This window comes from Paenibacillus sp. FSL R5-0517 (assembly GCF_037974355.1).
Taxonomy (GTDB): Bacteria; Bacillota; Bacilli; order Paenibacillales; family Paenibacillaceae; genus Paenibacillus.
In genome coordinates this window covers 4,685,056-4,710,352 of sequence record NZ_CP150235.1, presented here as the reverse complement: position 1 = coordinate 4,710,352, position 25,297 = coordinate 4,685,056, and the positions used below count along the sequence as shown (strand labels likewise).

General features: G+C 46.1%; 20 protein-coding genes. 13 read left to right on the top strand and 7 right to left on the bottom strand.

Going from position 1 to position 25,297, the window contains the following annotated elements:
- Positions 1–4: 4 nt before the first annotated feature.
- Together MKX40_RS20890 and ptsP are read left to right on the top strand one after the other, a co-directional pair.
- On the top strand, positions 5–1,885 hold the full coding sequence (locus MKX40_RS20890) for a glucose PTS transporter subunit IIA (protein WP_339235742.1): 1,881 nt from the start codon (positions 5–7) through the stop codon (positions 1,883–1,885).
- The gene (gene ptsP, locus MKX40_RS20885) at positions 1,882–3,642 is read left to right on the top strand and encodes a phosphoenolpyruvate--protein phosphotransferase (protein ID WP_339235739.1); all 1,761 of its coding nucleotides are present in this window, start codon (positions 1,882–1,884) and stop codon (positions 3,640–3,642) included. The genes MKX40_RS20890 and ptsP overlap by 4 nt, the downstream gene beginning before the upstream one ends.
- Before the next feature lie 120 nt (positions 3,643–3,762).
- Here ptsP and MKX40_RS20880 read toward each other — a convergent pair whose 3' ends face one another.
- The gene (locus MKX40_RS20880) at positions 3,763–4,287 is read right to left on the bottom strand and encodes a type 1 glutamine amidotransferase domain-containing protein (RefSeq protein WP_339235737.1); all 525 of its coding nucleotides are present in this window, start codon (positions 4,285–4,287) and stop codon (positions 3,763–3,765) included.
- 274 nt (positions 4,288–4,561) lie between these two features.
- Here MKX40_RS20880 and MKX40_RS20875 point away from each other — a divergent pair, with 274 nt between their 5' ends.
- The 4 genes from MKX40_RS20875 (at position 4,562) to MKX40_RS20860 (ending at position 7,365) form a co-directional block, all read left to right on the top strand.
- The gene (locus MKX40_RS20875; protein ID WP_339235734.1) at positions 4,562–4,975 is read left to right on the top strand and encodes a hypothetical protein; all 414 of its coding nucleotides are present in this window, start codon (positions 4,562–4,564) and stop codon (positions 4,973–4,975) included.
- A 122-nt stretch (positions 4,976–5,097) separates the two neighbouring features.
- Positions 5,098–5,445, top strand: coding sequence for a bacillithiol system redox-active protein YtxJ (ytxJ, locus tag MKX40_RS20870; protein ID WP_339235732.1), 348 nt, complete (start codon positions 5,098–5,100; stop codon positions 5,443–5,445).
- 92 nt (positions 5,446–5,537) lie between these two features.
- On the top strand, positions 5,538–6,551 hold the full coding sequence (gene ccpA / locus MKX40_RS20865) for a catabolite control protein A (protein WP_036614690.1): 1,014 nt from the start codon (positions 5,538–5,540) through the stop codon (positions 6,549–6,551).
- A 118-nt stretch (positions 6,552–6,669) separates the two neighbouring features.
- Entirely contained in the window at positions 6,670–7,365 is a 696-nt protein-coding gene (locus MKX40_RS20860; protein WP_339235730.1) for a 5'-methylthioadenosine/adenosylhomocysteine nucleosidase, read from the top strand.
- Positions 7,366–7,473: 108 nt separating this feature from the next.
- Here MKX40_RS20860 and MKX40_RS20855 read toward each other — a convergent pair whose 3' ends face one another.
- A complete protein-coding gene (locus tag MKX40_RS20855; protein WP_339235728.1) occupies positions 7,474–8,106 on the bottom strand; it encodes a GNAT family N-acetyltransferase in 633 nt (210 codons plus the stop codon).
- A 296-nt stretch (positions 8,107–8,402) separates the two neighbouring features.
- Between MKX40_RS20855 and acsA the strand changes: the two genes are divergently transcribed.
- The gene (acsA, locus tag MKX40_RS20850) at positions 8,403–10,127 is read left to right on the top strand and encodes an acetate--CoA ligase (protein ID WP_339235726.1); all 1,725 of its coding nucleotides are present in this window, start codon (positions 8,403–8,405) and stop codon (positions 10,125–10,127) included.
- Between the two features lie 186 nt (positions 10,128–10,313).
- Here acsA and MKX40_RS20845 read toward each other — a convergent pair whose 3' ends face one another.
- The 3 genes from MKX40_RS20845 to rpsD form a co-directional block, all read right to left on the bottom strand.
- Positions 10,314–13,409 carry a transglycosylase domain-containing protein gene (locus MKX40_RS20845; protein WP_339235724.1) on the bottom strand — a complete coding sequence of 1,032 codons (3,096 nt, stop codon included), beginning with the start codon at positions 13,407–13,409 and terminating at the stop codon, positions 10,314–10,316.
- 231 nt (positions 13,410–13,640) lie between these two features.
- The gene (locus MKX40_RS20840; RefSeq protein ID WP_339235720.1) at positions 13,641–15,746 is read right to left on the bottom strand and encodes a methyl-accepting chemotaxis protein; all 2,106 of its coding nucleotides are present in this window, start codon (positions 15,744–15,746) and stop codon (positions 13,641–13,643) included.
- Positions 15,747–15,933: 187 nt separating this feature from the next.
- Entirely contained in the window at positions 15,934–16,533 is a 600-nt protein-coding gene (gene rpsD / locus MKX40_RS20835; RefSeq protein ID WP_062835377.1) for a 30S ribosomal protein S4, read from the bottom strand.
- 465 nt (positions 16,534–16,998) lie between these two features.
- Between rpsD and MKX40_RS20830 the strand changes: the two genes are divergently transcribed.
- The 5 genes from MKX40_RS20830 to MKX40_RS20810 all read left to right on the top strand — a co-directional run bounded on the left by MKX40_RS20830 (position 16,999) and on the right by MKX40_RS20810 (position 22,070).
- On the top strand, positions 16,999–18,990 hold the full coding sequence (locus MKX40_RS20830) for a sensor domain-containing diguanylate cyclase (protein ID WP_339235718.1): 1,992 nt from the start codon (positions 16,999–17,001) through the stop codon (positions 18,988–18,990).
- Between the two features lie 101 nt (positions 18,991–19,091).
- The gene (locus MKX40_RS20825; RefSeq protein ID WP_339235716.1) at positions 19,092–19,982 is read left to right on the top strand and encodes a hypothetical protein; all 891 of its coding nucleotides are present in this window, start codon (positions 19,092–19,094) and stop codon (positions 19,980–19,982) included.
- A 111-nt stretch (positions 19,983–20,093) separates the two neighbouring features.
- Positions 20,094–21,209: an aminopeptidase gene (locus tag MKX40_RS20820; protein ID WP_253439101.1), complete on the top strand. Its 1,116-nt coding sequence runs from the start codon at positions 20,094–20,096 to the stop codon at positions 21,207–21,209.
- Positions 21,210–21,305: 96 nt separating this feature from the next.
- On the top strand, positions 21,306–21,551 hold the full coding sequence (locus tag MKX40_RS20815; protein WP_036614658.1) for an HPr family phosphocarrier protein: 246 nt from the start codon (positions 21,306–21,308) through the stop codon (positions 21,549–21,551).
- A gap of 225 nt (positions 21,552–21,776) precedes the next feature.
- On the top strand, positions 21,777–22,070 hold the full coding sequence (locus MKX40_RS20810; RefSeq protein ID WP_017687426.1) for a YlaN family protein: 294 nt from the start codon (positions 21,777–21,779) through the stop codon (positions 22,068–22,070).
- 187 nt (positions 22,071–22,257) lie between these two features.
- Here the strand turns inward: MKX40_RS20810 and cax are convergent, their stop codons facing one another.
- Positions 22,258–23,328: a calcium/proton exchanger gene (cax, locus tag MKX40_RS20805; protein WP_339235714.1), complete on the bottom strand. Its 1,071-nt coding sequence runs from the start codon at positions 23,326–23,328 to the stop codon at positions 22,258–22,260.
- A 183-nt stretch (positions 23,329–23,511) separates the two neighbouring features.
- Here cax and MKX40_RS20800 point away from each other — a divergent pair, with 183 nt between their 5' ends.
- The gene (locus MKX40_RS20800; RefSeq protein ID WP_017687428.1) at positions 23,512–23,874 is read left to right on the top strand and encodes an Asp23/Gls24 family envelope stress response protein; all 363 of its coding nucleotides are present in this window, start codon (positions 23,512–23,514) and stop codon (positions 23,872–23,874) included.
- Between the two features lie 130 nt (positions 23,875–24,004).
- Here MKX40_RS20800 and ftsW read toward each other — a convergent pair whose 3' ends face one another.
- A complete protein-coding gene (gene ftsW, locus MKX40_RS20795; RefSeq protein ID WP_339235711.1) occupies positions 24,005–25,294 on the bottom strand; it encodes a putative lipid II flippase FtsW in 1,290 nt (429 codons plus the stop codon).
- Positions 25,295–25,297: the final 3 nt, after the last annotated feature.

The window sequence follows — 25,297 nt, the reverse complement described above, 5'->3', positions numbered from 1 at the left end:
CGCCATGAATTGGCTCGGATCCTTGCAGCAGCTCGGAAGAGCGGTAATGCTGCCTACAATGGTCCTGCCCGCCGCCGCAATTTTGCTCAGTGTTGGCAGTCTGCCTTGGGACGCCTGGGGATTAAGTGTTGTCGGTGAAGTGTCTACCGTGGCCGGACACGGCATTTTTTATTTTTTGCCGTATTTGTTCGCTGTCGGTGTAGCACTGGGACTCTCCAACCAGGCCGGACAAGCGGGACTCGCCGCGCTGGCTGGTATTGTGATCTATGATCAAGTGACTCGGAACTTTGGTGACGGCACCGTTCAGCCCGCTTCCTTAATCGGAATCATACTCGGCGCGCTTGCCGGTGGGATGCATAATCGGTTTAAAAGCATTAAACTGCCCGAAATTTTACAATTTTTCGGAGGTTCAAGGTTTGTTTTGCTCATCGTCGGACTCTGTTCGGCATTGTTCTCCTGCTTTATGTTATGGCTCGCTCCAATTTTACAGCATGGATTAAACGCCATTGCCACATGGGAATACAGTCTCGGCGGTTTTGGATTGTTCATCTACGGGGTGTTATACAGGGTGCTGGTCGCTTTTGGACTTCATCATCTGCTTAACAATGTATTTTGGTTCCAGTTAGGAACATTCGAAACACTTGATGGTAACATTGTACAAGGGGATTTGCCCCGATTTTTTGCAGGAGACCCCACCGCAGGATTCTTTATGGCGGGTTTGTTTCCCATCATGATGTTTGCCATTCCGGCAATAGCCTTTGCTATAATTCAGGAAGCTAGGGAAGATCTGAAACCGAAAATCAAGAAAACTTTTCTGACATCGGCACTCGTTTGTTTTCTAACCGGGGTTTCCGAACAGATTGAGTTTGCTTTTTTGTTCGCCGCACCTTATCTGTTCATCGTGCATGCAGTCATGTCCGGTGTTGCGATGTGGATCAGTTACTGGCTCGATATCCGGCATGGATTTTCGTACTCCGCAGGTATTATTGATTACATACTCAATTTCCATCTATCGGAGAATGCTTGGAAGCTCATTCCGATTGGCATACTATATGGGCTGGTTTATTACTTCTTGTTCCGATGGGCGATTCGTACGTTCAAGATTCCAACACCAGGACGTGAAGAGGGCTCCATGCTGGAAGATTGGGTAGGCAACATTCCTTATCAGGCACCTCTAATCCTCGAAGCATTGGGTGGGAAGAGTAATATTGTACAGGTTGAGGCATGTATTACACGTCTTCGCCTGACCGTGCATGATGACCGCCTGATCGACACGGGTGCTATGAAGAGTATGGGGTCCGCTGGATTAATCAAGCTGGGTGGCGGTAATGTACAGGTGGTATTCGGTACCTATTCGGAATTGATTCGGGAAGAAATCGCGAAGCTATTGGAAAGAGATCTGCAACAGGTTCTGTTCTGTGCTCCCGTTCAGGGAAAAATGTTACCCATTGAAGAGGTGCCGGATCAGATTTTTGCAGCCAAGCTTGTTGGGGATGGAGTAGCCTTTGTTCCAGAACGCGGAGAGCTGGTATCACCGGTGTATGGAACGATTATGCACTTGTATCCGACCATGCATGCCTTGGGGATTTCCACTCGGGAGGGGCTTGAGGTGTTATTGCATATCGGCATCGATACCTCTCAGTTGAAAGGCCATTTTGAAGCTTTTGTTCAGGAGGGCGATACAGTGGAGCCAGGGCAGTTATTGATCAAGTTTGATCTTGCGGTACTTCGCGAGCAAGCGGCGTCACTGACAACCCCAATGGTAATTACGAATCCCGATCGAGTAAAATCATGGAGCTTTGCTCCATTTAAGCAAGTGAAGAAAGGTCAGGCATCCGTCATGTCCGTGGTGCTCTATGACAGGAACGTTGGAGGGGTAGAATGAAGATACAAGGCATCAACGGAGCTGCAGGCATAGCCATCGGCAAAGCATTTGTCCTGCCCAGTTGGGAATGGGATCTGCCGGATCAGAAGATGGATTCGGTAGATCTCGCCCAAGAGTTCGAACGGCTGTATGAGGGCATACGGACATCTAAGGATGAGATTGAATATATCAAGAATGAGTTTAAGGAAGTCGTGGGGCCGGAGGAGTCCAGTATTTTTGATGCACATCTGGCCATCCTCGAGGATCCAGTATTCATGAACGAAATTCGGGGCATTATCGAGCGTCAGTACAAGGCGGCAGAAGTGGCAGTCAAAGAAGCCATAGACCATTTTGTCACGATGTTTGACTTGCTGGAAGACGAGTATATGAAGGAGCGGGCCATTGACATCAAGGATGTAGGTAATCGTCTGCTCAAGCATCTGCTTGGTGCACCGGAGATTACACTCCCTTCGGATACCCAGCCGTATGTACTTGTTGCCAAAGAACTATCGCCATCTCAATTAGCACATCTGAATCCCAGTCATGTCCTGGGCATTGTAACCTTGATTGGCGGGAAGACATCACATTCTGCAATAATGGCTCGTGCGCTTGGCATTCCTCTCGTTTCCGGTCTGGAAGCGAGTCTTGGCATGCCGGTTGAGACTGGTGATATGCTTGTGGTGGATGGTGATAATGGCTTGGTATTTACCGACCCGGATCGCAAGACAATTGAACGGTATACCATGCTTCGCAGCAAACAGCTGAAGAAAAAAGAACAACTTCAGGTGCTTGCTACGGTGGATGCTGTAACCAAAGACGGGGCTATATTACACCTCGCTTCCAATATCAGTTCGGTGAAGGAACTGGATCTGGCTTTGAAACATGGAGCCAAGGGCGTAGGCTTGTTCCGGACAGAGTTTCTATATATGGATCGGGCTACATTTCCGGGTGAGCAGGAGCAGTATGAGGTGTACCGCCTTGTGGCAGAGAAGACGGCAGGACAATCCGTTGTCATTCGTACTCTGGATATCGGTGGTGACAAGCAACTGGATTACTTCGAATTGCCGGAAGAAGACAATCCGTTTCTGGGTTACCGTGCAATACGAATTAGTCTGGACCGTAAGGACCTGTTCAAAACACAGCTTACAGCCATTCTGCGTGCCAGCGCTGCTGGCAATGTGAAAATCATGTATCCGATGATCTCTTCGGTGGAAGAGCTTCAACAAGCCAATGAGATTCTTCGTGAGGCGATGTCCGATCTGGACGAGCGGGGCTTATCATACGACCCTCATATTCAGGTAGGGATCATGATTGAAGTTCCTGCAGCGGTGATGATTGCTGATCTGTTGGCGGAGGAGGCGGATTTCTTCAGTATAGGAACGAACGATCTGGTTCAATATGTACTGGCAGTAGATCGAATGAATGAGCAGATCGCTCATATGTATCACCCTTATCATCCGGCTGTTCTGCGGATGCTTCGTGCCACAGCGGATGCGGCGCATACGGCAGGAATTGATGTTAGTGTATGCGGAGAGATGGCAGGGGACGAGCGTGCCATTCCGCTTTGGCTGGAGCTTGGTATTCGCCACTTGAGTATGTCTCCGCAATCTCTGTTGCGTGTGAAGCACCGAGTGCTGAACACAACAGCATCGGACGCCAAAGAAGAAGCTCGAAAGTGCTTCGCCCTGCGGACCAGCGGAGATATTGAGGAGCGATTGCAAGTCTTTAATGACTCCACAGGAAGCCCGGATGAACAAAGTGGTTCGAATGCATCGTGATTGGGATAATTGGATATAAATACCTTTAAGTTAATATATTTACATTTGTGATAATTATTTGTTGGAAAGCTTGTTATATAAAATAACCCCACTGTGTATGAGAGCACAGTGGGGTTATTTTTACTTGTCAGCGAGGGCGTCACAGAATGCCTTGCCGTAAGGTGGAAGGTCCGGTGGACGACGTGCCGAGATGATATGTCCATCAACAACAACCGCTTCATCTTTCCAGATTGCACCTGCATTTTCCATGTCATCCCGAATGCCTGGTGTAGAGGTTACCGTAACTCCATCCAGAATTTTGGCAGAGATTAGTACCCATCCTGCATGACAGATCTGTCCAATCGGTTTCCGGTCTGCATTCATTTCCTTCACGAGTTCCAGAACTTTGGGATAACGACGCAGCTTATCTGGCGCCCAGCCGCCTGGTACAAGAATGCCATCGTACTCTGAACTGTCCAGTTCATCGAAACTATATTCAGCTTCAGCAGGCACACCGTATTTGCCGATATAGGTTTTTCCTTTTTTCTCTCCAGCAAGATGCACTTCTGCACCTTCTTCACGAACACGATGCACAGGGTACCATAATTCCAAATCCTCGAATTCTTCATCGACCAGAGCGATGACTTTTTTACCGGTTAATCTCATGTTCATCTCTCCTTTTGCTGTAATTAGGTATGTCGCGTCTCTAATTGTAACAGATTCTACAAGGGACTTCATGGTTGTGCATATGCAATGTGGAGGAAGCGATTACAAGTCAGTAATTACCTGCATTCGACAACCTTCATCTGGAGGGAGTGGTAATTTGTGCAACCTTTCTTTTGCAGCAGGATTTGAGCCGAAATAGGTCGAATGGTACTTATATAGAGTATAGAACGAATGAGGTGAGGGTGTGCGCAAGTCGTGCAGATGTGGACATGTAATGGAGTTGGAATTAAGAACTGTAGTATACGCCAAAAAAGTGGAGATTCGAAACGTACCCGTATTTGCGTGTACAGACTGTGTATCATACGAAGTGCTTCCTCCGGTCAAGCCGGACTTAACAGAATGCATTAGTACATTGGGTGAACAGCCCGTGAAGCAGGACGTATCTTTTGGTGAACGTAATGAATTGGCAGACCTGTTTCATGAGCAACTGCTGGCCTGGCCGGATGCGACCGATCGGGAGATGCAATATCGGATGCAGCAAGCGGTAGAGGAACGTATCAATCTGTTGCTGGACATCATGGGTTACGCAACGAAGTCTGGAGATACAGTTTGGATAGAGACCACGGAGCGCAGGTTAAGTCAATTATCCGGATTTGTGTGGCAGGAGTACTTCTCGAATGCTGTCTAATTTTGACGTGCAAAATGTTTGTTTTCATGAAAATTGGCTTTTTCGCGCGCTTTTTGTTAAGATATCGAAGAGTGAAAACGCTCAACATAGCGGTATTCCTGGTAAAGGGGGATGTATATCTAATGGCTGACATGACTAAAATGACAAGTATTGAACAGCTAAACTCCGCAGTAGAGGCTACCGAGGATCAACCCTTGCTTCTGTTTAAGCACAGTACGCGCTGTCCGATCAGCTCGAACGCTTATCAGGAGATGAACGATTATTTGCATAATAATGCCAATGAAAATGTGAAATACGGTATCATCTATGTTGTGGAAGATCGCCCGGTATCGAATGAAGCAGCAGAGAAACTGGGTGTTAAGCATGAATCTCCACAGGCGATCCTGATTAAAAAGGGAATTCCTGTATGGCATACTTCCCATTCAGATATTACTAGAGCTACACTTACGAATGTTTTGAGTGAGTCCTAAAGCCTATTTTAATTGATTAATGCAAAAATTTGTCGTAATATAAATCTTAATGAAAATGGTATGAAAATTTACTGGTAATGGAGAGAAGTACTGTGACGGTAACCATTTATGATGTGGCACGTGAAGCTGGAGTGTCTATGGCAACGGTATCACGGGTAGTTAATAATAACCCTAATGTCAAACCGCAAACGCGGAAAAAAGTATATGAAGCCATCGAACGATTGGGATATCGTCCGAATGCGGTAGCCAGAGGTCTGGCAAGCAAGAAGACAACCACGGTCGGGGTCGTTATTCCGGATATTTCGAACTCAACCTTCGCGGAGATTGCCCGCGGAATTGAAGATATTGCGAATATGTATCACTACAACATTATTTTGTGTAATGCAGATAAGAAGAAAGAAAAAGAAATTCGTGTTATTAACACGTTGCTCGAAAAACAAGTGGATGGATTGCTCTTCATGGGCGGAACAGTAACAGACGAACACATTCAGGCGTTCCAGTCTGCCGCTGTGCCAATCGTACTTTGTGCAACGAGTGATGAGAAGGGTACATTCCCATCCGTGGATATTGACCATGAAGCAGCAGCGTTTGATGCGGTAAACACACTGATTCGTCATGGACACAAGGAAATTGCGATGATCAGTGGTACACTGCAAGATCCAGCGAATGGTTATGCCCGTTTCCAAGGATACAAAAAAGCACTGGAAGCAGCCGGGATCGAATACCAGGAGGATCTTGTTCGAATCGGTAACTATCGGTATGAATCCGGTGTTGAAGCGATGAAATATTTCCTTGGACTCAAGAAAAAACCATCAGCTATCTTTGCTGCAACAGATGAAATGGCTATTGGTGCCATTCACAGCATTCAGGATGACGGTCTGAAAGTACCGGATGACTTCTCCATTATTAGTGTGGATAACATCCGTATGGCTTCCATGGTGCGTCCTCAGTTGACGACAGTGGCACAGCCAATGTACGATCTTGGCGCAGTTGCGATGCGTTTGCTGACCAAGCTGATGAAGAAGGAAAATGTGGAGAATCCACGGGTTATTTTGCCGCATGAAACGATTCTTCGTCTGTCTGTAAGTCATGCAGATGTAGTGTAATCGGAATTATATACAGGAAAGAGAGAAACCTCTCTCTACATAGTGGATATGCGAAAGCTCCGGAGACGGAGCTTTTGTGCTGAATGAGGTTGAAAGTGAAAACAGGAGGTATCAGAAGATGCGTGAAACGATTGGCATTATCGGAGCGATGGATGAGGAAGTAGCGCTTTTGCTTGCAGGTATGAAACAGCTTGAGACGGTCAAACAGACCGGGATTACATACGTTGCAGGCGAATGGCTGGGCAAGCAAATTGTCGTGTGCAAATCCGGCGTAGGTAAAGTAAATGCAGCGGTTACGACACAGATTTTGATTGATCGTTTTCAGGTGAATCGCATTATCTTCACAGGTGTTGCGGGGGCGGTTAACCCGGAGCTGAATATTGGAGATATGGTTATATCATCCGTATGTGTTCAGCACGACATGGATGTAACGCCACTGGGGTTCAAACGCGGGGTTATTCCTTACCAGGAGACATCTGCATTCCCTGCTGAGGCTTCGCTTATTACACTGGCTGAAGAGGCATGTAAAGCGCTGGGGGCCCATTATTTGATTGGTAAAGTATTATCGGGAGACCAGTTTATTGCCAATAAAGATACCGTTAACATGTTATATACCGAAATGGACGGTGCATGTGCCGAAATGGAAGGGGCAGCAGTCGCTCAGGTTTGTTACATGAATCGTGTACCATTTGTTGTCCTGCGTGGAATGTCAGATAAAGCGGATGGCTCGGCGCATGTCAACTTTGCTGAATTTACCGTGGAATCTTCCCAGCGTTCGCATCGTATTGTGGAGCATATGTTAGAAAATATGTAAAGGCGCATCAAGAAAAACCGCTTATCGATTAGCTGTTCCATGAAGTATGGATCAAGCTTCGAGAGGCGGTTTTTGTTATGTATATCGTTTTTCGAACAGATCATCGAATTAATACATGAACCGATGGCGGAAGCGTACACGATCAAACTGTTCTTCCGATGTGATCGGCACCTGACTTCCGATACGTACCATCAAACAGTTTGCAGGATGTGAACATATTTCAGGGTCGTCTGTTGCATACCAAGTCATGTCGATCGTTTGCATCAGCTTCTCCATCATCTTGCGATAATCCCATACATTCAGTCCGCTGCCCTTCAGATCCCAATGCCAATAATATTCTGTGGTGAAAATAATATAGTTCTCCATGTATTGATCTTCCAAAGCCGTAAGCAACATCTCACGTCCAATGCCAAGCGAGCGATAGTCGTCCGCAACCTCGATTGCCCCAAGCTCTATCAGATCAGTCATATTGCCCTCGGACCAGCGTTCACAATCATCCGCATAGTGAAAGGTTACATAACCGATAATCGTTTCATTTTCATGTGCAATGATAATTCGCCCTTCAGGTAATGCTGCGATCTCGGCCAGAGCTTCCTGCTGCTCCGTTGGTCGCCGAAAGGCATCCAGATCCGGATGGAAGGCAAGACGGGTAATCTCCTCGGCCTGCACGGGACCTTCAACAGTAATGCGGTGGCCGGACTTGAAGATGGAACGCATATGATGTTTTTTGATATGTTCCATGGATCATGCTCCTCTCTCTCCCTACTTATAGAGGTTGTTCAAAGTGTCAGCTATAGCAAAAATCCAAAAAATTGAAAAGCCATAGACGACAATTGAAAAGATTTGCTATAATTGCGTAGACAAAAAATGTTCACAATTCAATACAGTATGGTTAACATCTGTTTGGCCGAGCAAGTACATGATGAGAAGTTCTCTCTACTAATGTAAGCGCTAACTGGAAGTTCAGTCAACACAAAGGCAATGAGAATTGAGCCCTAACGGGAATCGAAATGTCGAGTTGAAGGAGGCTGGCAAGCATGAGTCAAGCACATGGTGAGATGCTGCAAACGGTTGTGTCTGAATCTAATCTGGGCGATTACACGGAGGCGAGAAGCCGGTTCGATTGGGAATCGGTGGAACAGCATTTTACGTGGCACGCCAGCGGAAAAGTAAACATGGCGCATGAAGCGATTGATCGTCATGTACTGGAAGGAAGGGGCGGCAAAACCGCTTTATTGTATAGCGATGCTTCACGTGAAGAGGCCTATACTTTTGCTGATCTGAGTGAACAGTCGAGTCGGTTCGGGAACGTTCTCCGCAAATATGGCATAGCCAAAGGAGAGCGGGTATTTATTTTTATGCCTCGAAGTCCTGAACTGTATTTTAGTCTGCTGGGAATATTGAAAGCTGGAGCCATCGCGGGCCCGTTGTTCGAAGCATTTATGGAAACGGCAGTGAAGGATCGGCTGGAGGATAGCGGAGCAGTAGCGCTCGTCACAACTCCGGAATTACTGAAACGCATCAAACGTTCCGAGTTGCCTGAACTCAAACATATCTTTATTGTGGGTGGAGGCGAGCAGACGGAAGAAGGACTCATCGATTTTGATGCAGAGATGTCTGCCGCTTCGGATGAGATGGAAGTAGAGTGGTTGAATCGTGAGGATGGTTTGCTCATTCATTATACCTCAGGCTCTACGGGTAAACCCAAAGGGGTGTACCATGTTCAAAATGCCATGATTCAGCACTATTATACAGGTAAGGTTGTTCTGGATTTGCGTGAGGATGATGTGTACTGGTGCACGGCAGACCCGGGTTGGGTCACAGGGACTTCTTACGGTATCTTTGCTCCATGGCTCAACGGAGTGACCAATGTAATACGTGGCGGTCGTTTCAGTCCTCAAGATTGGTACAACACCATCCAGAAGAATAAAGTCACGATCTGGTACAGTGCACCAACGGCCTTCCGTATGCTGATGGGAGCTGGAGAAGAGACCATCGCCCAGTTTGATCTGAGCAGTCTGCGTCATGTCATGTCTGTCGGTGAACCGCTCAATCCGGAGGTTGTTCGCTGGGGATGGAAAGCCTATGGTCAGCGAATTCATGATACATGGTGGATGACGGAAACAGGTGCACAGCTGATCTGTAACTATCCCGGAATGCCGATCAAGCCTGGCTCCATGGGACGTCCGTTGCCTGGCATCCAAGCAGCCATTATTGATGATCGTGGGCAGGAATTGCCGCCGTACAGTATGGGTAATCTGGCGATACGGGCACCTTGGCCATCCATGATGGCGAAGATCTGGAATAACCCTGCGAAATACGAGGAGTATTTCAGGCTTACGGGCTGGTATGTATCCGGTGACTCTGCTTATATGGATGAAGAAGGATACTTCTGGTTCCAGGGACGGATTGATGATGTGATTAATTCGTCAGGAGAGCGCATCGGCCCCTTTGAAGTGGAGAGCAAGCTCGTAGAGCATCCTGCGGTGGCAGAGGCGGGTGTAATCGGTAAGCCGGATGTGACACGTGGGGAGATCATCAAAGCCTTTGTGGCGCTTCGTGAAGGATATGAGGCGACACCGGAGCTGAAAGAAGAGATTTACCGTTTTGTCAAAGAGGGCCTGTCTGCCCATGCTGCTCCGCGTGAGATCGAGTTCAAGGATAAACTGCCTAAGACACGTTCTGGCAAAATCATGCGCCGTGTGCTGAAAGCCTGGGAGCTAGATCTTCCGGCAGGAGATCTATCCACCATTGAAGACTAACGTTGATACTCTACGAAGTCAAATTCCGGTGACTCTATCAATGAGGAATCCGGTTGTGGTTGTAGAAGCCTGCTTTATGCCAGTGGCATAAAGCAGGCTTTTTTTAGCTGATGCAAGTACAAATAAAAAGCCTCACCCTCAGATACGATCTGAGAATGAGGCTTTTTTGGGGTAACTTTGCCTAAATCAGGGCTGAAAATGTACAGCTGCGGAAGGTTCGGATTCACCTGCACTGTTGCTGGCAGATACCTTGAACCATCCACTGGTCGATGCGGGTACGCCATAATCCATGGTATTGCCCGCTGTCGTTCCAATTTTGGTGTAGGCCGAGCCTGTTTCACTGTAAAATACAGTATAACTATCTGCGTTTGGCGTGGACGCCCATTGAATGCGCAGCCCTTGAGATAGAGCAGATACGCTGACTTGACCAGGTGTGCCTGGGGCTGTCGTTGTTGTATTATCGGTCTGCGTTTCTCCTGGAGTAACAATTGTACCTGGAACTTCAATCGGCTCATTAATCTCTTCTTCCACTGGAGGAGCTACACTTCCGGCACTATTTACGGTTGCGCTAGGAGAAGATTCTCTGCCAGCAACATCCACTGCGGTTACATAGAAGGCGAAGTTGCCGCCTTGCGCTGCATAAGCAGAGAATGATCTGGATTCACCGGTCAGGACGACCTGACCTTGGTTCTGGAATCCTCCACCGTTCACAGATCGATACAGGCGATAACCCACGACATCGTTCTCAGGTGTGCCATTAAATGTAATGACAGCTGTGTCACCCGAGGTTGAGATTCGTACGTTACCTGGTGCATCAGGAGTTTTGCCGTTATCTGTTCTTGGATCAATCTGTGTCGGCATGTCTGCATCCGCATCTTCAGGAAGGTAATAAGCAAGTGACTCATGTCGACTCATACGTGAGAAAGCATTCTGCAATTCTTTGATGAGATCCGAGATTGGTTTTTTACGCTTGATTACTGTCTTTTCCTTCAACATGTCCGAAGGTGTTCCATCACGCGGAATATAGTTTACACCATTGTAAGTAATGTATTTGGCTTTGGCGACACCGTCATCGCTATCCTTCGGAACAAACTTGCTGTTGAAAATATCCGTAACAAACTTGTCAGTCATGGATGTTGGCAACTTGCCGCTGTAAGCCGATACCGTACGCGTTTCGATCCCAGATGGTTTTTTGAACGAATCCGTGACGAACAGATCTTTTTGTGTATCGATCACTTCATTCAGGATTTTCGACCACAGTTGCTGCGCACGTTTCCGCTGTGATTTGCTTTCCAGCGTATTCACCGGCTGTTTGTATCCAACCCATACGCCAAGTGTGACATCAGGTGTATAGCCTTCAAACCAAACATCTGCATAGTTTTGAGTGGAACCTGTTTTACCTACAATCGGTACACTTTTCGAGTATTTGTAATTTTCACGTACTTTATCTGCCGTTCCCTCTGTAATAACAGTCCGCAGCATATCGGTCATCAGGTATGCTGTCTGCTCCGAGAAGGCCTGAACTGGTTCCGTATCGTGTTTGTAGACGATGTTGCCTTTGGAATCTACAATTTTGCTAATCATGTAGGAATCATTATATACACCATTATTGGCGATGGCACCATAGGCACTGGTCAGCTCTTCAACGGTTACACCGTATTGGAGACCTCCGAGAACACCAGTCTGAGCCTGATAGTCTTCCTTCTGAATCGTGGTGATTCCTAATTTCTTGGCGAAAGCCCACGCTTTGTCGATTCCGACTTCTTCATTGAACAATTTCAAAGCCGGTATATTAAGTGAGTAATTCAGTGCTCTGCGGGCCGTAACAAGTCCTTGGTACCGGTTGTTAGCGTTCTTTGCAATGTGGTACCCGCTCGGACCGCTTTTCAGTATGATCGGTGAGTCATCAATAATTGAAGCTGGCTGAACAAGACCTTCATCTAACGCAGGAAGATAAGCGGCTATTGGTTTCATCGTTGAACCTGGCTGACGTATCATCTGCGTTGCGTAGTTCATCTGTTCATCCTGGAAATCCCGTCCTTCAATCATGCCGAGAATAGCACCTGTTTTGTGATTAATCAGCATGGCAGCAGTTTGTTCTTTTCCTTTGACAGGATCATCTGCTGAGAAGTTGCTGTCATCTTCCGCAATGGTACGCATCGTTTTGTAGATACTTTTGTTGATGGTCGTGTAGATACGATATCCACCTGTCCGCAGTTGCGTCTGAGCTTCCTCTAATAATGCACTGCTTTCCTTCTGAGGTGTGTCGGCATCCGTACCTTTGTCTGTAGATTCAGCTGTGTCGGAATTTAATTGTTTCATCAAAATCTGTGCAGCTTGTCGTTCCGTTTCCATCATAAGATATGGATAAGTATTGTAAGCCTTGATGGTCTTCGGAGCGAGTGAACTTTTGATATCAAAAGCAAGAGCTTCGTCATACTCGGACTGATTGATCTTGCCCAGTTCAAGCATACGACGTAATACCAGATGCTGACGATTGATTGCGCGGTCAAAATTTTCCTCTACAAAATCACCTTTACCGTTAAAAGCGGAGTAAGAGGAGGGGAGTTGTGGCAATCCAGCAAGATAAGCAGCTTGAGCAATGTTGATTTTTTCTAGATCGTTAATATTAAACAATCCTTTGGCGGCCGCTTTGATTCCATAAACGTTGTATCCGCTGGAACCATTACCAAAAGGAACTTTGTTCAGATAGGCTGTCATGATCTCGTCTTTGGTCAGGAAACGTTCGAGTCGAAGTGAGAGCAAGATTTCTTTCACTTTTCGATCTTCCGTGCGATCCAGATTCAAAAATACACGACGCGCCAATTGCTGAGTCAGTGTACTACCACCGGTTTGTACTGATTCTTTCAGCACTTTTTGCTTCACGGCACGTAGTGTTCCGCTCATGTCTACACCTTTATGTTCGTAAAAATGATTGTCTTCAATCGCAATGACTGCATCAATAACCTTTTGTGGGATCTGGTCCGTAGTGACCGGACGCCTGTCTTCTTCCGTACGTAATTGACCGATCGGACTGCCGTCGGCAAAGTAAGCAAAGCCTGTGATGGAGTTTTCGCTGACTTTTTGTTCAATCAGGGCCCTTGAACGGACAGGCTCGTCTTTCACAATGGAACTGACGTATCCCATCAAAGCACCGCCTACAAATAGTACCCCCATAAATCCAAGGACAACCATCCATTTGACGAAACTTCCCAGTCTGCGGGCAAAGCTGCGCTTGCGTACAGGCTGTTCATCGGGCTTTTTCTTATTAACATCAACCATTCAGTGTCTTCCTCCTTTTAACAGCACTTATTATAGCATAAAAAGGCGGGTTTGCATGCCTGAGAAATACAAGTAATGGTCGAAATTTGCCATTCTGCCATGCATTATGCTATATATCATGCGATATTGATGCACATTTCATGAGTTGTAAGCCAAAATATAAGCAGGCCACCTCCATGCTGAGGTGCATAGGGTGGCCTGAATGATGTGTCGTATTGGAGGTCTTTTACATCAGGTTTTGAAACGTTGAATCAGTTCTAAGAGTTCCTGGGTAAGATTAGCCAGAGAGGCAGATGCCGCCGTAATCTCTTCCATGGATGCGAGTTGTTCTTCAGAGGCAGAAGCAACACGAGTTGCATGATCTGCTGTTTCATGACCGATGGTTTTGAGTTGTTCCAACGTGGCATCAACCTGCTGTGATCCAGCTGACATCTGCTGTGCAATGGCTGAGACATGCTCGATCTGCACATTAACATCTGAAATCTGTGATGAGATGGAGAGGAAGAGCTCACCACTCTCATTAATCACGTCCGCAATATGAATAACTTCGGAATTTCCATGTTCCATATTTTCAACGAGAGAAAGGACCTCTTGCTGAACGCTATGAATTAACGCTGCAATCTGCGCTGCTGATAATCTGGATTGTTCAGCCAGATTACGAATCTCGGAAGCAACAACGCCAAACCCGCGTCCGTGTTCCCCTGCTCGTGATGCTTCAATGGAAGCATTAAGTGCGAGTAGGTTGGTTTGACGGCTAACTTCCGTGATCATGCCTGTAATATGGCCAATCTCTTCGGAACGTTGGCGGAAATTCTCCAGTGCGGTCATCGATGTCTGCACAGATGAAGTGGCACTATCGACCATGCGCATGGCGGACTGAATCTTATCACTTCCGACGGTTGTTCGTTCGGCCACCGTTCGCGATGAATCGGATACATCGGAGGCGGCCTTTGCTATTCTTCCGATCCCGACAGATATTTCATTCATGGAACGGGAGGACTCTTGCAGCTCCTGCACCTGTTTACCTGCTTTATCTGCAAGTTCGACTCCTGTTAAGGCAATCAGTTCGGCGGCTTTACCTGTTTCTTCGGCACCTGCGGTCAACTGTTGAGAAGTTGAGCCTACAGATAGAGCATGTTCGGATATAACCGATATGGTATGTCGCAGGGTATCCATCATCTGATTCATATGACCTGCCATGACGCCAAATTCATCTTTGGATCGGACAGGTAACTTTTGTGTCAAGTCTCCGCCAGCCAGCTGCCCAGCGACGATATTAACTTGATTTAATTGTCTAACAATGGAGATGATGGTGTAGGTAACCACACCTGCAAGCAGAAGTACAGCCAGTGCGGCAATCAGTATGGACCAGTTCAAGCTGTCATAGAAGGGTTGAAGAATGTGGCTCTTTGGCAGTGCTGATACAAGATACCAGTTCGAATCTGTTCCTTGTAACCTGGCAGGTTCAGCAATAAACAGCTCTTCCCCTACTTCGGGATCAGTGGCATAAAACTGAGACTCGCCGGACTGTATACGCTGAATGACCGTCTTCATATCAGCTGGAATGACGGCGTCTGCATTAGCCAGTTCCGGTTTGGAGCCGTGCGCAGCGATCTGTCCTTCACTAGTAATCAGCATGGCATAACCTTGATCCGGATTGAGTGATGCTATATTTTGCTGAAAACGATCAATGGTAAAGTCGGCCCCAACAATACCGAGAAAAGTGTTGTTTTCATCCAAGAGAGGGAGGACAATCGAAACGAGTAGTGTTTCTTTCCCGCCAACCGTATAGGTAACAGGCTCTGACCAATAGATGGATTTGGTTTTCTTGGGCAGCTGATAATATGTACTGGTTTCACTGTTTCCCTCATAGGTCGTGAGCGGCTCAAAATGCAGAGAGTTGCCGTCCCGTATGGCGTATGGAACAAATCGACCCGTAGCATCATCATAATCATTTTTATTGACGTGACTCGCATCGTTTCCATCAAAGGCATTCGGTTCCCAGCCCGTATAAAAGCCAAAAACTTTCTCATCCTTTTTCAGATACTGCTCAAGAAGTCTAACGACTTCCTCGCGATTGAGTGAGCCGTTCTTAGCGGCATCCAATAACGTGATACTCATGGTGTCCAATGTGTTTTTGACCTGGTTCATGTCTGTCATGAACTCGTTCGTAGCACGATTCGCTGCTTGTCCCGCAACGGTTTCCCCGTATTGCAGGCTTTTGTCGTAAATCGATTTGGTGTTAAATGCAATCAGGGCTCCAATACAGCAGAGCAATACGATCCCGAGTAAAAGTCCCAGCTTAACAGCGAGCTTGCGATTGCGAAAAAAATTCATGTGTAATCCCCCTTGATGTAACTCTTGTGATGATTGTATGGATGTGTGCTTCTCCTAAAGGGAGTCTATATTTTATATCGTTAATTAAGGTCTTTTAATGAAGATAAATAGAAAAAAGCATAGAAAAACAGCTGTCGAGAAAATCTCGACAGCTGTTTGGATTGAAACTTTAATGTGATTGCAACGATTAACGGTTGTAGAACTCGACGATTTGTTTTTCATCGATGTCTTGGGACAATTCAGCACGCTCAGGCAAGCGGATGAATTTACCTTCTACAGCTGCTTCGTTGTATTCAACGTAAGCTGGAAGATGCGAACGGCCTTCCAAAGCTTCTTTAACGGAAGAAAGAGCGCGGCTCTTCTCACGCAAGCCGATTACATCGCCAGTGCTTACTTGGTAAGAAGCGATATCGACTTTTTTGCCGTTTACAGTTACGTGACCGTGTGCTACCAACTGACGCGCTCCAGCGCGGGAGTTAGCAAACCCAAGGCGGTAAACGAGGTTGTCAAGGCGGCACTCAAGCAAGAACATGAAGTTCTCACCGGCAATACCTTGCATTTTTTGAGCTTTAGAGAACAGTGTGCGGAATTGCTTCTCGCCCAAACCGTACATGTGGCGCAATTTTTGTTTTTCTTGCAATTGCATACCGTAGTTGCTCATTTTTCTGCGTTGGTTAGCTCCGTGCTGACCTGGAGGGAAAGGACGTTTCAATTCTTTGCCTGTTCCGCTAAGGGAAATGCCGAGGCGACGGCTCAATTTAAATTTAGGACCAGTGTAACGTGCCATGTTTAAAGTAGCTCCTTTTTAGTTAAAGTTCATATTAGGGCTCTGTTTGCGCTCCAATTTGTTGATGCGGGCTTGGCCTCGCATAGAACGATCAGGAAAGTTCAGCCGCTGTCCTGAAAGCAACAAAAAGAATGAGGGTGACACAACCGGTAATGCCCAAATTTAAAGACCCATTAGTAGTCTTCATCAACAATTTATATTACAGTTTAAGAGAACCAAAGTCAAGCGTAGAATAAAAGCAAAAAAACGTCTAAATTTGTCGATAGGTCATTGGGCCTAAAATAATGGGACAATTTTCTGAAATATGGATGCAAAAAAGCTTTAAACAGAGTAAAATAGATTGTATCTTAACTTTAAATCATCTTTATGTAATAAGGTTATCGTGACGAATTTGCAGGTTTGCGATAACGTCTGCAGATTAATGCATCCTGGTGGATGCAAAAACGGTGCAAAGGAGCGCCTGACATGTTAGAACATCTAAGAAGTTTACCTGCCAGCTTGAATTCACGAAGTTCGGGCGATTCCGCATCTGTTTCCGCTCCTCGTTCTCATGAAGAGCATGTGTTGTGGATGCAAAAAATGGATATCACACCTTTTGATTTTTCATATTTGGGCAGCTTGCTAGAGCAGGCATACAATGACTGGAACTCCAAAGCAGATTCAGGCCTGGACAAGGGATCAACCTATTACAGCGTATGGAACACGGAAGGCGATTGTGTAGGGTACGATCGTGATCATGAGGCTGATCCAGGGTTGGATGCAAGCAGGCTTGTATTGGAATGTTTGGATAAGAGACAGGCCCTGTCTCACAGAGGGACTAGCGACCGTGGAGAATATCTCCTGATAACACACCCCTTATTCTCCAGAACGAACAAGGATATGTTTGCCGTATTCACTGCTGTGATCTATGAATCCAATCGATATGAAACGTCTGAAGCTGTGGTTCGATCTGAGGCATTGCATTACCGCACCTGCTTTTACCGAAGATTTGAATACATATTTATGACGGACCTGTTACATGCTCATGAACAAACAGCGCGTGAGGAACACCGGAGGTCTATCCTCTTTCAGATTGTTCAGCGAATGCATGACAAAATGGATGTCGAGGCCATATTGGATGAGGTATTTGACAGTATGGACTACCTGTACCCGGCCACCTATATCAAACTCTATATGTCTCAGGATCAGAGCAACTATAATCCACGGATTAAACCGTTGCTTGTCCACGAGCGGGGAGAAGATATCTGTGTACGTTCATTTATGGCAGGCAAACTGATCGTTGCTCGTTCCGATGATGGAGAAGACCGCATTGTAGATGTAGGTATTCCGCTGAAAGGAAAACAAGGCATATACGGTGTGTTCCATATTGAAATGAATGAAGAGATCATGGAAGAATCGGACTTGCAATTGATTACGATGATGGTGGACACTGCAGGCACGGCCTTTGAGAACGCCAAGTTGCACGAACAATCCAATATGCTGATTCAGGAACTTCGTCTAATCAATGATCTTACACAGCGTTTAAACAAGAGCCTGCACCTTTCGGAGATTTATCAATTATCCGAGCAGGAGTTGAAGGAAATATTTCAGGCTGAAACATGTTGCATTCTTCAACTCAATGATAGTACAAACGACTTCGAAGTCATGTCATCCAATGTGAAGGATGTATTTCACCAATCTTTTTCTGTGGACTACGGTATTGCAGGTTTGGTGTATCGAACAGAGGAACCGCTTATTATAACCAATTATGCGCAATATGATAAAGTCTCCTCCTTTTTCATGGAAGATACGGGATCTATGTCACTGATTGCTTCACCGATTAGAGTTAATGGTGAAGTGAAGGGAGCCATTTTGCTGGGACACAGTCGAGAGCATTATTTTTCATATGACAATTATCGGCTCTTACAGATGTTGTCCATCCATATCGGGCTAGCGCTGTCAAATGCCACGTTACACGCCGAGGTTCGGCGCTTGGCTAATCTGGATATGTTGACAGGTCTGTACGTGAGGCATTATCTGGATAGTGTCATTCACGAGCGACAGGCTCATGAATTCTGTGGCTCCCTCATTGTGGTGGATATTGATCAGTTCAAACAGGTGAATGATACCTTTGGACACCAGACTGGCGATCAAGTACTGAAACAAGTGAGTGAGATCGTCACCAGTTCGGTTCGCACGGAGGATATATGCGCCAGATGGGGTGGAGAAGAACTCGCGATCTATATGCCGCAGGTGAGTGTACGTCAGGCGCTGGATTATGCGGAAGTGATTCGAAAGAGAGTTGCAGAAGAGACCAGACCACTCGTTACGGTATCCAGTGGCATCGCAGAGTGGAATTGGATGGATGAGAAGGTTAGCGTAGAGTCTTTGTTTTATCGGGCTGATATGGCCTTGTACAGCGCGAAGAATGGTGGTCGGAACAGAATTGTTGTAGAGGAACAGGATATAACGCGTTAAGAGAGAACAATTCCATTTGCGGAGTCGTTCTCTTTTTTTTATGTATTCGTGATCAAGTTGTGTATAGAAGGAAGTATAAGCATATACGGGCGGGGCAATCTATGGAGAAAGTTCATGGAAGGGTGAAGATAGACATGCTTAACCGCCATTCGGTACGTACGTTATGGTTATTAGTGAGCATCTTGATGATTGGTGTCCCGGGTTGTGGATTCATCCAGCGAGATCGAACGCCCGAAGAGGTTTTTTCCCTGGCTTTATCGGGGATAGCGGGAAAAGAAACATTAAGTTTTGAAGGAGAAGCAGGACTTCGACGGGAGAACAGTGGATTGTTCGAGAATCAGTTCAAATTCGAAGGAAAGCTGGAGAATCATGACCGCCTGACCCTTCAGACCCGATTACCTGGAGAAGTAACTGCTGTGGGCACAGGCATTCATACGACTGCCGTAAAAAATAATGGACAGCCCAGTGGGTTTAGCGCCTCTTTCGAGCGGAAACAAGGGCAGTGGATGGCATTATCAGCGCAACATGAGCCGCTTCGTGGTTCTCTTTCCCGCTTTAATCCAATTGCCCAGATGGAGAAAATAGACAAGATGAACAAAACCATTCAATCCGAATATGGGGCCGGTCGTCGAACCAGAACATTACGAATTGAACTTGCACCGGAAGATGCCAAAACATGGGCTGTAGCCCAGCTGAACGACGAAATGAACGCCATTCGGGCAGAATATATGCATAAGGCTTCTACGGTGAAAGGCGCACGTAAAGAGAAGCTTGAGAAGGATCTGGATCAAGTTTGGAAACAAGGTGAAATAACGATGCAACAGATGATGAAACAAGCGAGCGTACAGACGGTATATCATCTCACCGTAGATCGGAAGAGCAGTCTGCCTCTTCGCTTATCCTCTGAAAGTCAGGTGAGTTACACGGACAACAACCGTAAAAATAACAAAGAAGCCCTTGTCACCGATGTAAACTTCAAGTCATATCAATAAACGAAGTGAGGGACTGCCTGCTGACGGGATGACTGTTCGCGTGCTACAATAGTATCGTAATTTACCGTTGTTCAATTCAAGCATGGCAGAAGACAGGAGGATTTTACCAAGATGAAAGACCCAAGAATTCAAAAGCTTGCAGCAAGCCTGGTGGGCTATTCTGTAGATGTGCAGCCTGGTGAAAATGTATTGGTTGAGATGATTGGATCAGAACGTGATCTGATTAACGCCATCATTGAAGAGGTAGGCAAAAAAGGTGGTAACGTCTTTGTACAGTTGACTGATAAGACCGTACAGCGTGCTATGCTGAAAAATGCGACCGAAGAAATGATGAAAACATGGGCAGAGATTGATCTGAACCGTATGAAGCAGATGGATTGTTATATCGGTATTCGTGCGGGAGAAAATGTGAATGATCTGTCCGATGTGCCGGAAGAAAAAATGAAAATGTACAATTCATTGTACTCCCACCCGGTACATAGTGAACAACGTGTCAAACATACGAAATGGGTTGTACTTCGTTACCCTAACGCAAGTATGGCGCAACTCGCCAATACGAGTACAGAAGCGTTTGAAGATTTCTACTTCGACGTATGTAACCTGGATTACGCCAAAATGGACAAAGCGCAGGACTCACTCGCTAACCTGATGAAGCGTACAGATAAAGTTCGCATTACCGGACCGGAAACAGATCTGAGCTTCTCCATTAAAGATATCGGTGCAGAGAAATGTTCCGGGCAAAAAAATATTCCGGATGGTGAAGTGTACAGCGCCCCTGTACGTGATTCCGTGAACGGAACGATCAGTTATAACACACCAACGTTGTATAACGGAGTGACATTTGAAAATATCAAGTTCACATTCGAGAATGGGAAAATCATTGAAGCGACAAGCAACGATACTGAGCGTTTGAATGAAATCCTGAATTCGGATGAGGGTGCTCGTCATATCGGTGAGTTCGCAATTGGATTTAACCCGCATATTCTGCATCCGATGAAAGATATTCTGTTCGATGAAAAAATCGCAGGCAGCTTGCACTTTACACCAGGTCAGGCTTACGAAGAAACAGACAATGGCAACCGCTCGTCCATCCACTGGGATCTGGTGTTGATCCAGCGTCCGGATTATGGTGGCGGGGAGATTTATTTTGACGATGTGCTGATTCGTAAAGACGGTATTTTTGTGATTCCTGAGCTGGAATGCCTGAATCCGGACCGTTTGAAATAGGAAAAGGATTTTGCTGTTGCTAGGAAAGCGGATTCACGGTATCATGTAGTGGTAATTAATAGATGATACCAATCGTAAAAAGACGGAGGGATTCCTATGTCGAGTAATAACGCGGCTGTAGTGGAAATTGCTCAAACAGCAGGCAAGTTTACTTCTTCAATCGTGCTTCATTCGGAGAACAAGTATATCGATGTAAAAAGTATTCTCGGATTGTTTACAACGCTGATCAGCACGCACAGCTATGAACTGCATGTTCATGGTCCAGATGCAGTTGAAGCAAAAGCAGCCATGTCAGAAGTATTTGCCAAGCATGGACTGAATGTAAGCATCGCATCTGAGTAATAGCTCTCAAGAAGCACCTTTGCCTTTTTTGGCAGGGGTGTTTTTTGGCATGGAATGATCTGAATACTCATCTGGACGGGACTGAAACAGGAGGATTAAGCTTCAACAGCAGGCTTAACTTTGCGTTCTTATTTTGGTCAGGTTCTTGTATTAGCTCTTCATTTCGTCTAATATTAGAGGTAGAACGTCTTTACGCGATTTTTGGGACATAGGGGGGAAAAATGCATGACTTCATCTGATCTGCAGGACCAGCTGAATTTGAAAGCGATCAGTCTTCTTCAAGAAGATGCAGATAAAATACAGAAGCTTATTGAAGTACAGATGGAGAATCTGGCTACCCGCTACTGCCCTCTCTATGAGGAAGTATTGGATACACAGATGTATGGGTTCTCCAAGGAAGTTGATTTTGCTGTTCGTGCAGGGCTCCTTCCAGAAGGTGCAGGTAAGCAGCTGGTTAGCGCGCTTGAGCGGAATTTGGCAATTCTATATGAAGCCTTGAACAAGAAGAATGAGCAATAGCCTGCAAATGCGCGGGTCAGAATAGAAGGCATGCAGGCGTTTATGCATGCTTTTTTTGTGCGTCTGAACGGGGGGATGGGGATACAAGCCAGCCAGAAGGCGTATACAAGCAAAGAGACAGCTCCAAATGTACATTGGGCTGCCTCTTGTGGCTTGTTTATTATGATGATGGATGCGTAAGGCCTGGTTACACCAGGAAGAAGGATACGCCGAGTATGATATATACCACGAGCAGGAGTAAGCCTTCGTACCAATTGGTTGAACCATCTTGGGTAATGGACTTGGCAATAAATACGGATACGCCGATGGCGACCAGTTCAATGGTTGTAAATACGATATCCATGGTTCTGCCTGTGAAGTAGCTGACAAAAATCAGTACAGGAGCTACGAAAAGTGCGATCTGCAAACTGCTGCCGACCGCAATCTCGACGGCGGCTCCAATTTTATTTTTCATGGCAAGCATGATGGCTGCACTGTGTTCGGCCGCATTACCGATGATGGCCACCAGGAATGCACCGACAAACAGTTCGCTAAGTCCAAATTCCGAAGTGAAGACTTCAAGCGTGCCGACCAGCCATTCACTGACAAAGGCAACCATGACCGTTGCAAGCACCAGGTAGAGAATAGACTTTTTCTTGGACCATGCCGGAGCATGTTCATGCGGCAGCTCTTCATCGCGATCCTCAGTGACGTCTGCAAGGTAGTTCTTATGCGTCACCATGGAGAATAATAACCAGGCAATATACGCGAGAATGAGCAATCCGGCTACGATGAGACTAAGTGTATTGGTGTCTTTCTGTGTAATGGAATGTGTATTGAGAAAGACTGCCGGAATAAACAGGGCAATGATGGCAACAATCATCAGGGATCCATTCAGGCCTGCGAGTGAAACATTATAATTCTGAATTTTGAACTTGAGTCCCCCGGCAAAAATACTTAACCCAAGCACTAACAGCAGATTACCGATGATGGATCCTGTCAGACTTGCTTTGACCATGTCGAACAGTCCCTCTTTAACGAGGAAAATGGCAATAATCAATTCGGCGGCATTGCCGAAGGTCGCATTCAAGAATCCACCCAGCCGCTGTCCGGCGTAGTGGGCAACATTTTCGGTGGCTTTGCCTAAAAAACCGGCCACAAAAATAACCGAAATGGCTGATATCACGAACTGTAGAATCGAATCCCATTTCAAGAAGTGGGCGATGGCACTGAGTGCAAAGAACACAATCAGCAAAATGGATGAAATCCGGTTTCTCACAACAAACACCTCGGTTATAAAATTATTTTGTTTTGAATTGCATGTAAATCGCTTATGAGATTATTTTCATATTTCAATATAACCAAATGGTGGTAGGTTGTAAACGCATCTTTTTGAGTTTAATTTGCTTTTTGGGGTGGAAAGGATTTAAAATACGAGTAACGAAGTGAAGGAGGATGTGGCATGGCAGAACAACTTCAACTGGAGAGCGGAAACATCCGGATTGCCGATGACGTGGTTGCGAAAATTGCCGGAATGGCTGCAATGGAAACGCCCGGAATTGCCGCAATGTCTGGAGGTTTGTCAGAGGGCTGGGCGAAGCGACTCAGCGGTAAAAACGTACAGAAAGGCGTGAGCGTTGAGGTCGGCCAGCTGGAAGCAGCCATTGACCTGCGCATCATCGTCCTGTACGAAACCCCGATTCATGAAGTTTCCCGTATGCTTCAGCAGAACGTAAGAGAAGCGGTAGAGACCATGACCGGATTACGCGTGGTTGAAGTCAATGTAAAGGTAGAAGGCGTATCTTTCAAAGGCGACGATCTGTAGACATCGCAATCCGCAATGGAGAACAGGATACATCAACCTGTTCTTCATCTTGATAGACAGAATTGTCAAACGAGTACACACAAAAAGGCTGCGCATCCATTAGGTGCACAGCCTTTTTTTATGTTGTTTTTTACCGAATCCGACGAATGGACTCCCGTGAACGAAGAGCAGGAGAGGTACGAGTCTGTGTCTGTACAGTCACTGACTTCGTTTTTTCTTCCTTGATTACGTCCAGATTGTTGGTGCGCGAGATACTGAGCAGAATGCCCATGGCGACCATCATCACAAAGAGTGAGGTACCCCCATAACTGATAAACGGAAGCGTGACACCCGTCAACGGAATGGTTTGAGTTACACCACCGATGTTGATAAATGCCTGAATCGCGATCAATCCCATAATGCCAATGCCGACCAATGTTCCGAATGGATCGGGACAGCGGAGAGAGACAATAATTCCTCGCCAGATGAAGTACAGGTAAACGAGCAGGAATAATGTACTTCCGATGAACCCGAGTTCTTCACCAATCACGGAGAAAATAAAGTCATTATACGCATTTGGCAAATAGTGAAGCTTCATCGTACCTTGTCCAATCCCGGAACCTGTCATGCCGCCATCACCAATGGCAACAAGGGAACGGTAGAGGTTAAGACTTCCGCCATTAATATCGGATAATGGATTCAGGAAAGCTTGGATACGTCCGATCTTGTAGTTCTGCTCCGCAGTGACTGCTGTTGTAGCGGTCGTCGTGTCGGAGGGAGACATGGAAGAAAATAGGGAATTTGCTCCGAACGCCAGGGCTCCACCGAGTACAACCAAGAGAATCGAACCTAAGATATGTTTCATACTGGCTCCACCGGCATAAATCAAGAGACCACAAGTGGACACCAGAATGAAGGTAGTACCAAAGTCTGGTTGCAGCATGATCAGTCCTGCGATGAATCCAACGATGAACAAGACGGGAAAATAACCTGTCTTGAAAACTCTGAATTTCTCACCTTTTTTGGTGATCAGAGCAGAGAGATATAGAATGATAGCAATTTTGGCGAATTCCGCAGGCTGAAGACTGAAGCCGAAAATGTGAATCCAGCTTCGTGCACCGTTCAATACTGCGCCTGAGATCAAAACAATCACCAGCATGACCGTAGTGATCAGGAAAAAGGGTGCATAGAGCTTTTTGTACTTGTTAAAGCGGATATTCATGGCAAAGAACATGCCAAATAGACCGATAATCGCCCACACAAGTTGTTTTTTCGTGAAGTAAAGGGCATCATTGTTAAATCTGTCGCTTGCGATTGCAATGCTGGAACTGGAGCTGAATACCATCACCAGTCCAAAGCCCACCAACAATAAAGTGAGGATTAGCAGTTGAAAATCCGGCGTGCCTCTCTTCGTTTTCGTTTGGGCCGTTTGTTGTTTCATCGT

Coding starts and splice junctions, on each gene's coding strand:
- MKX40_RS20820 (WP_253439101.1), top strand. CDS start 20,094: ATGAAAGACCCAAGAATTCAAAAGCTTGCAGCAAGCCTGGTGGGCTAT.
- rpsD (WP_062835377.1), bottom strand. CDS start 16,533: ATGGCACGTTACACTGGTCCTAAATTTAAATTGAGCCGTCGCCTCGGC.
- MKX40_RS20840 (WP_339235720.1), bottom strand. CDS start 15,746: ATGAATTTTTTTCGCAATCGCAAGCTCGCTGTTAAGCTGGGACTTTTA.
- MKX40_RS20845 (WP_339235724.1), bottom strand. CDS start 13,409: ATGGTTGATGTTAATAAGAAAAAGCCCGATGAACAGCCTGTACGCAAG.
- MKX40_RS20860 (WP_339235730.1), top strand. CDS start 6,670: ATGCGTGAAACGATTGGCATTATCGGAGCGATGGATGAGGAAGTAGCG.
- MKX40_RS20880 (WP_339235737.1), bottom strand. CDS start 4,287: ATGAGATTAACCGGTAAAAAAGTCATCGCTCTGGTCGATGAAGAATTC.
- ptsP (WP_339235739.1), top strand. CDS start 1,882: ATGAAGATACAAGGCATCAACGGAGCTGCAGGCATAGCCATCGGCAAA.
- acsA (WP_339235726.1), top strand. CDS start 8,403: ATGAGTCAAGCACATGGTGAGATGCTGCAAACGGTTGTGTCTGAATCT.
- MKX40_RS20810 (WP_017687426.1), top strand. CDS start 21,777: ATGACTTCATCTGATCTGCAGGACCAGCTGAATTTGAAAGCGATCAGT.
- MKX40_RS20830 (WP_339235718.1), top strand. CDS start 16,999: ATGTTAGAACATCTAAGAAGTTTACCTGCCAGCTTGAATTCACGAAGT.
- MKX40_RS20855 (WP_339235728.1), bottom strand. CDS start 8,106: ATGGAACATATCAAAAAACATCATATGCGTTCCATCTTCAAGTCCGGC.
- MKX40_RS20825 (WP_339235716.1), top strand. CDS start 19,092: ATGGAGAAAGTTCATGGAAGGGTGAAGATAGACATGCTTAACCGCCAT.
- ftsW (WP_339235711.1), bottom strand. CDS start 25,294: ATGAAACAACAAACGGCCCAAACGAAAACGAAGAGAGGCACGCCGGAT.
- MKX40_RS20800 (WP_017687428.1), top strand. CDS start 23,512: ATGGCAGAACAACTTCAACTGGAGAGCGGAAACATCCGGATTGCCGAT.
- MKX40_RS20875 (WP_339235734.1), top strand. CDS start 4,562: ATGGAGTTGGAATTAAGAACTGTAGTATACGCCAAAAAAGTGGAGATT.
- MKX40_RS20815 (WP_036614658.1), top strand. CDS start 21,306: ATGTCGAGTAATAACGCGGCTGTAGTGGAAATTGCTCAAACAGCAGGC.
- ytxJ (WP_339235732.1), top strand. CDS start 5,098: ATGGCTGACATGACTAAAATGACAAGTATTGAACAGCTAAACTCCGCA.
- MKX40_RS20890 (WP_339235742.1), top strand. CDS start 5: ATGAATTGGCTCGGATCCTTGCAGCAGCTCGGAAGAGCGGTAATGCTG.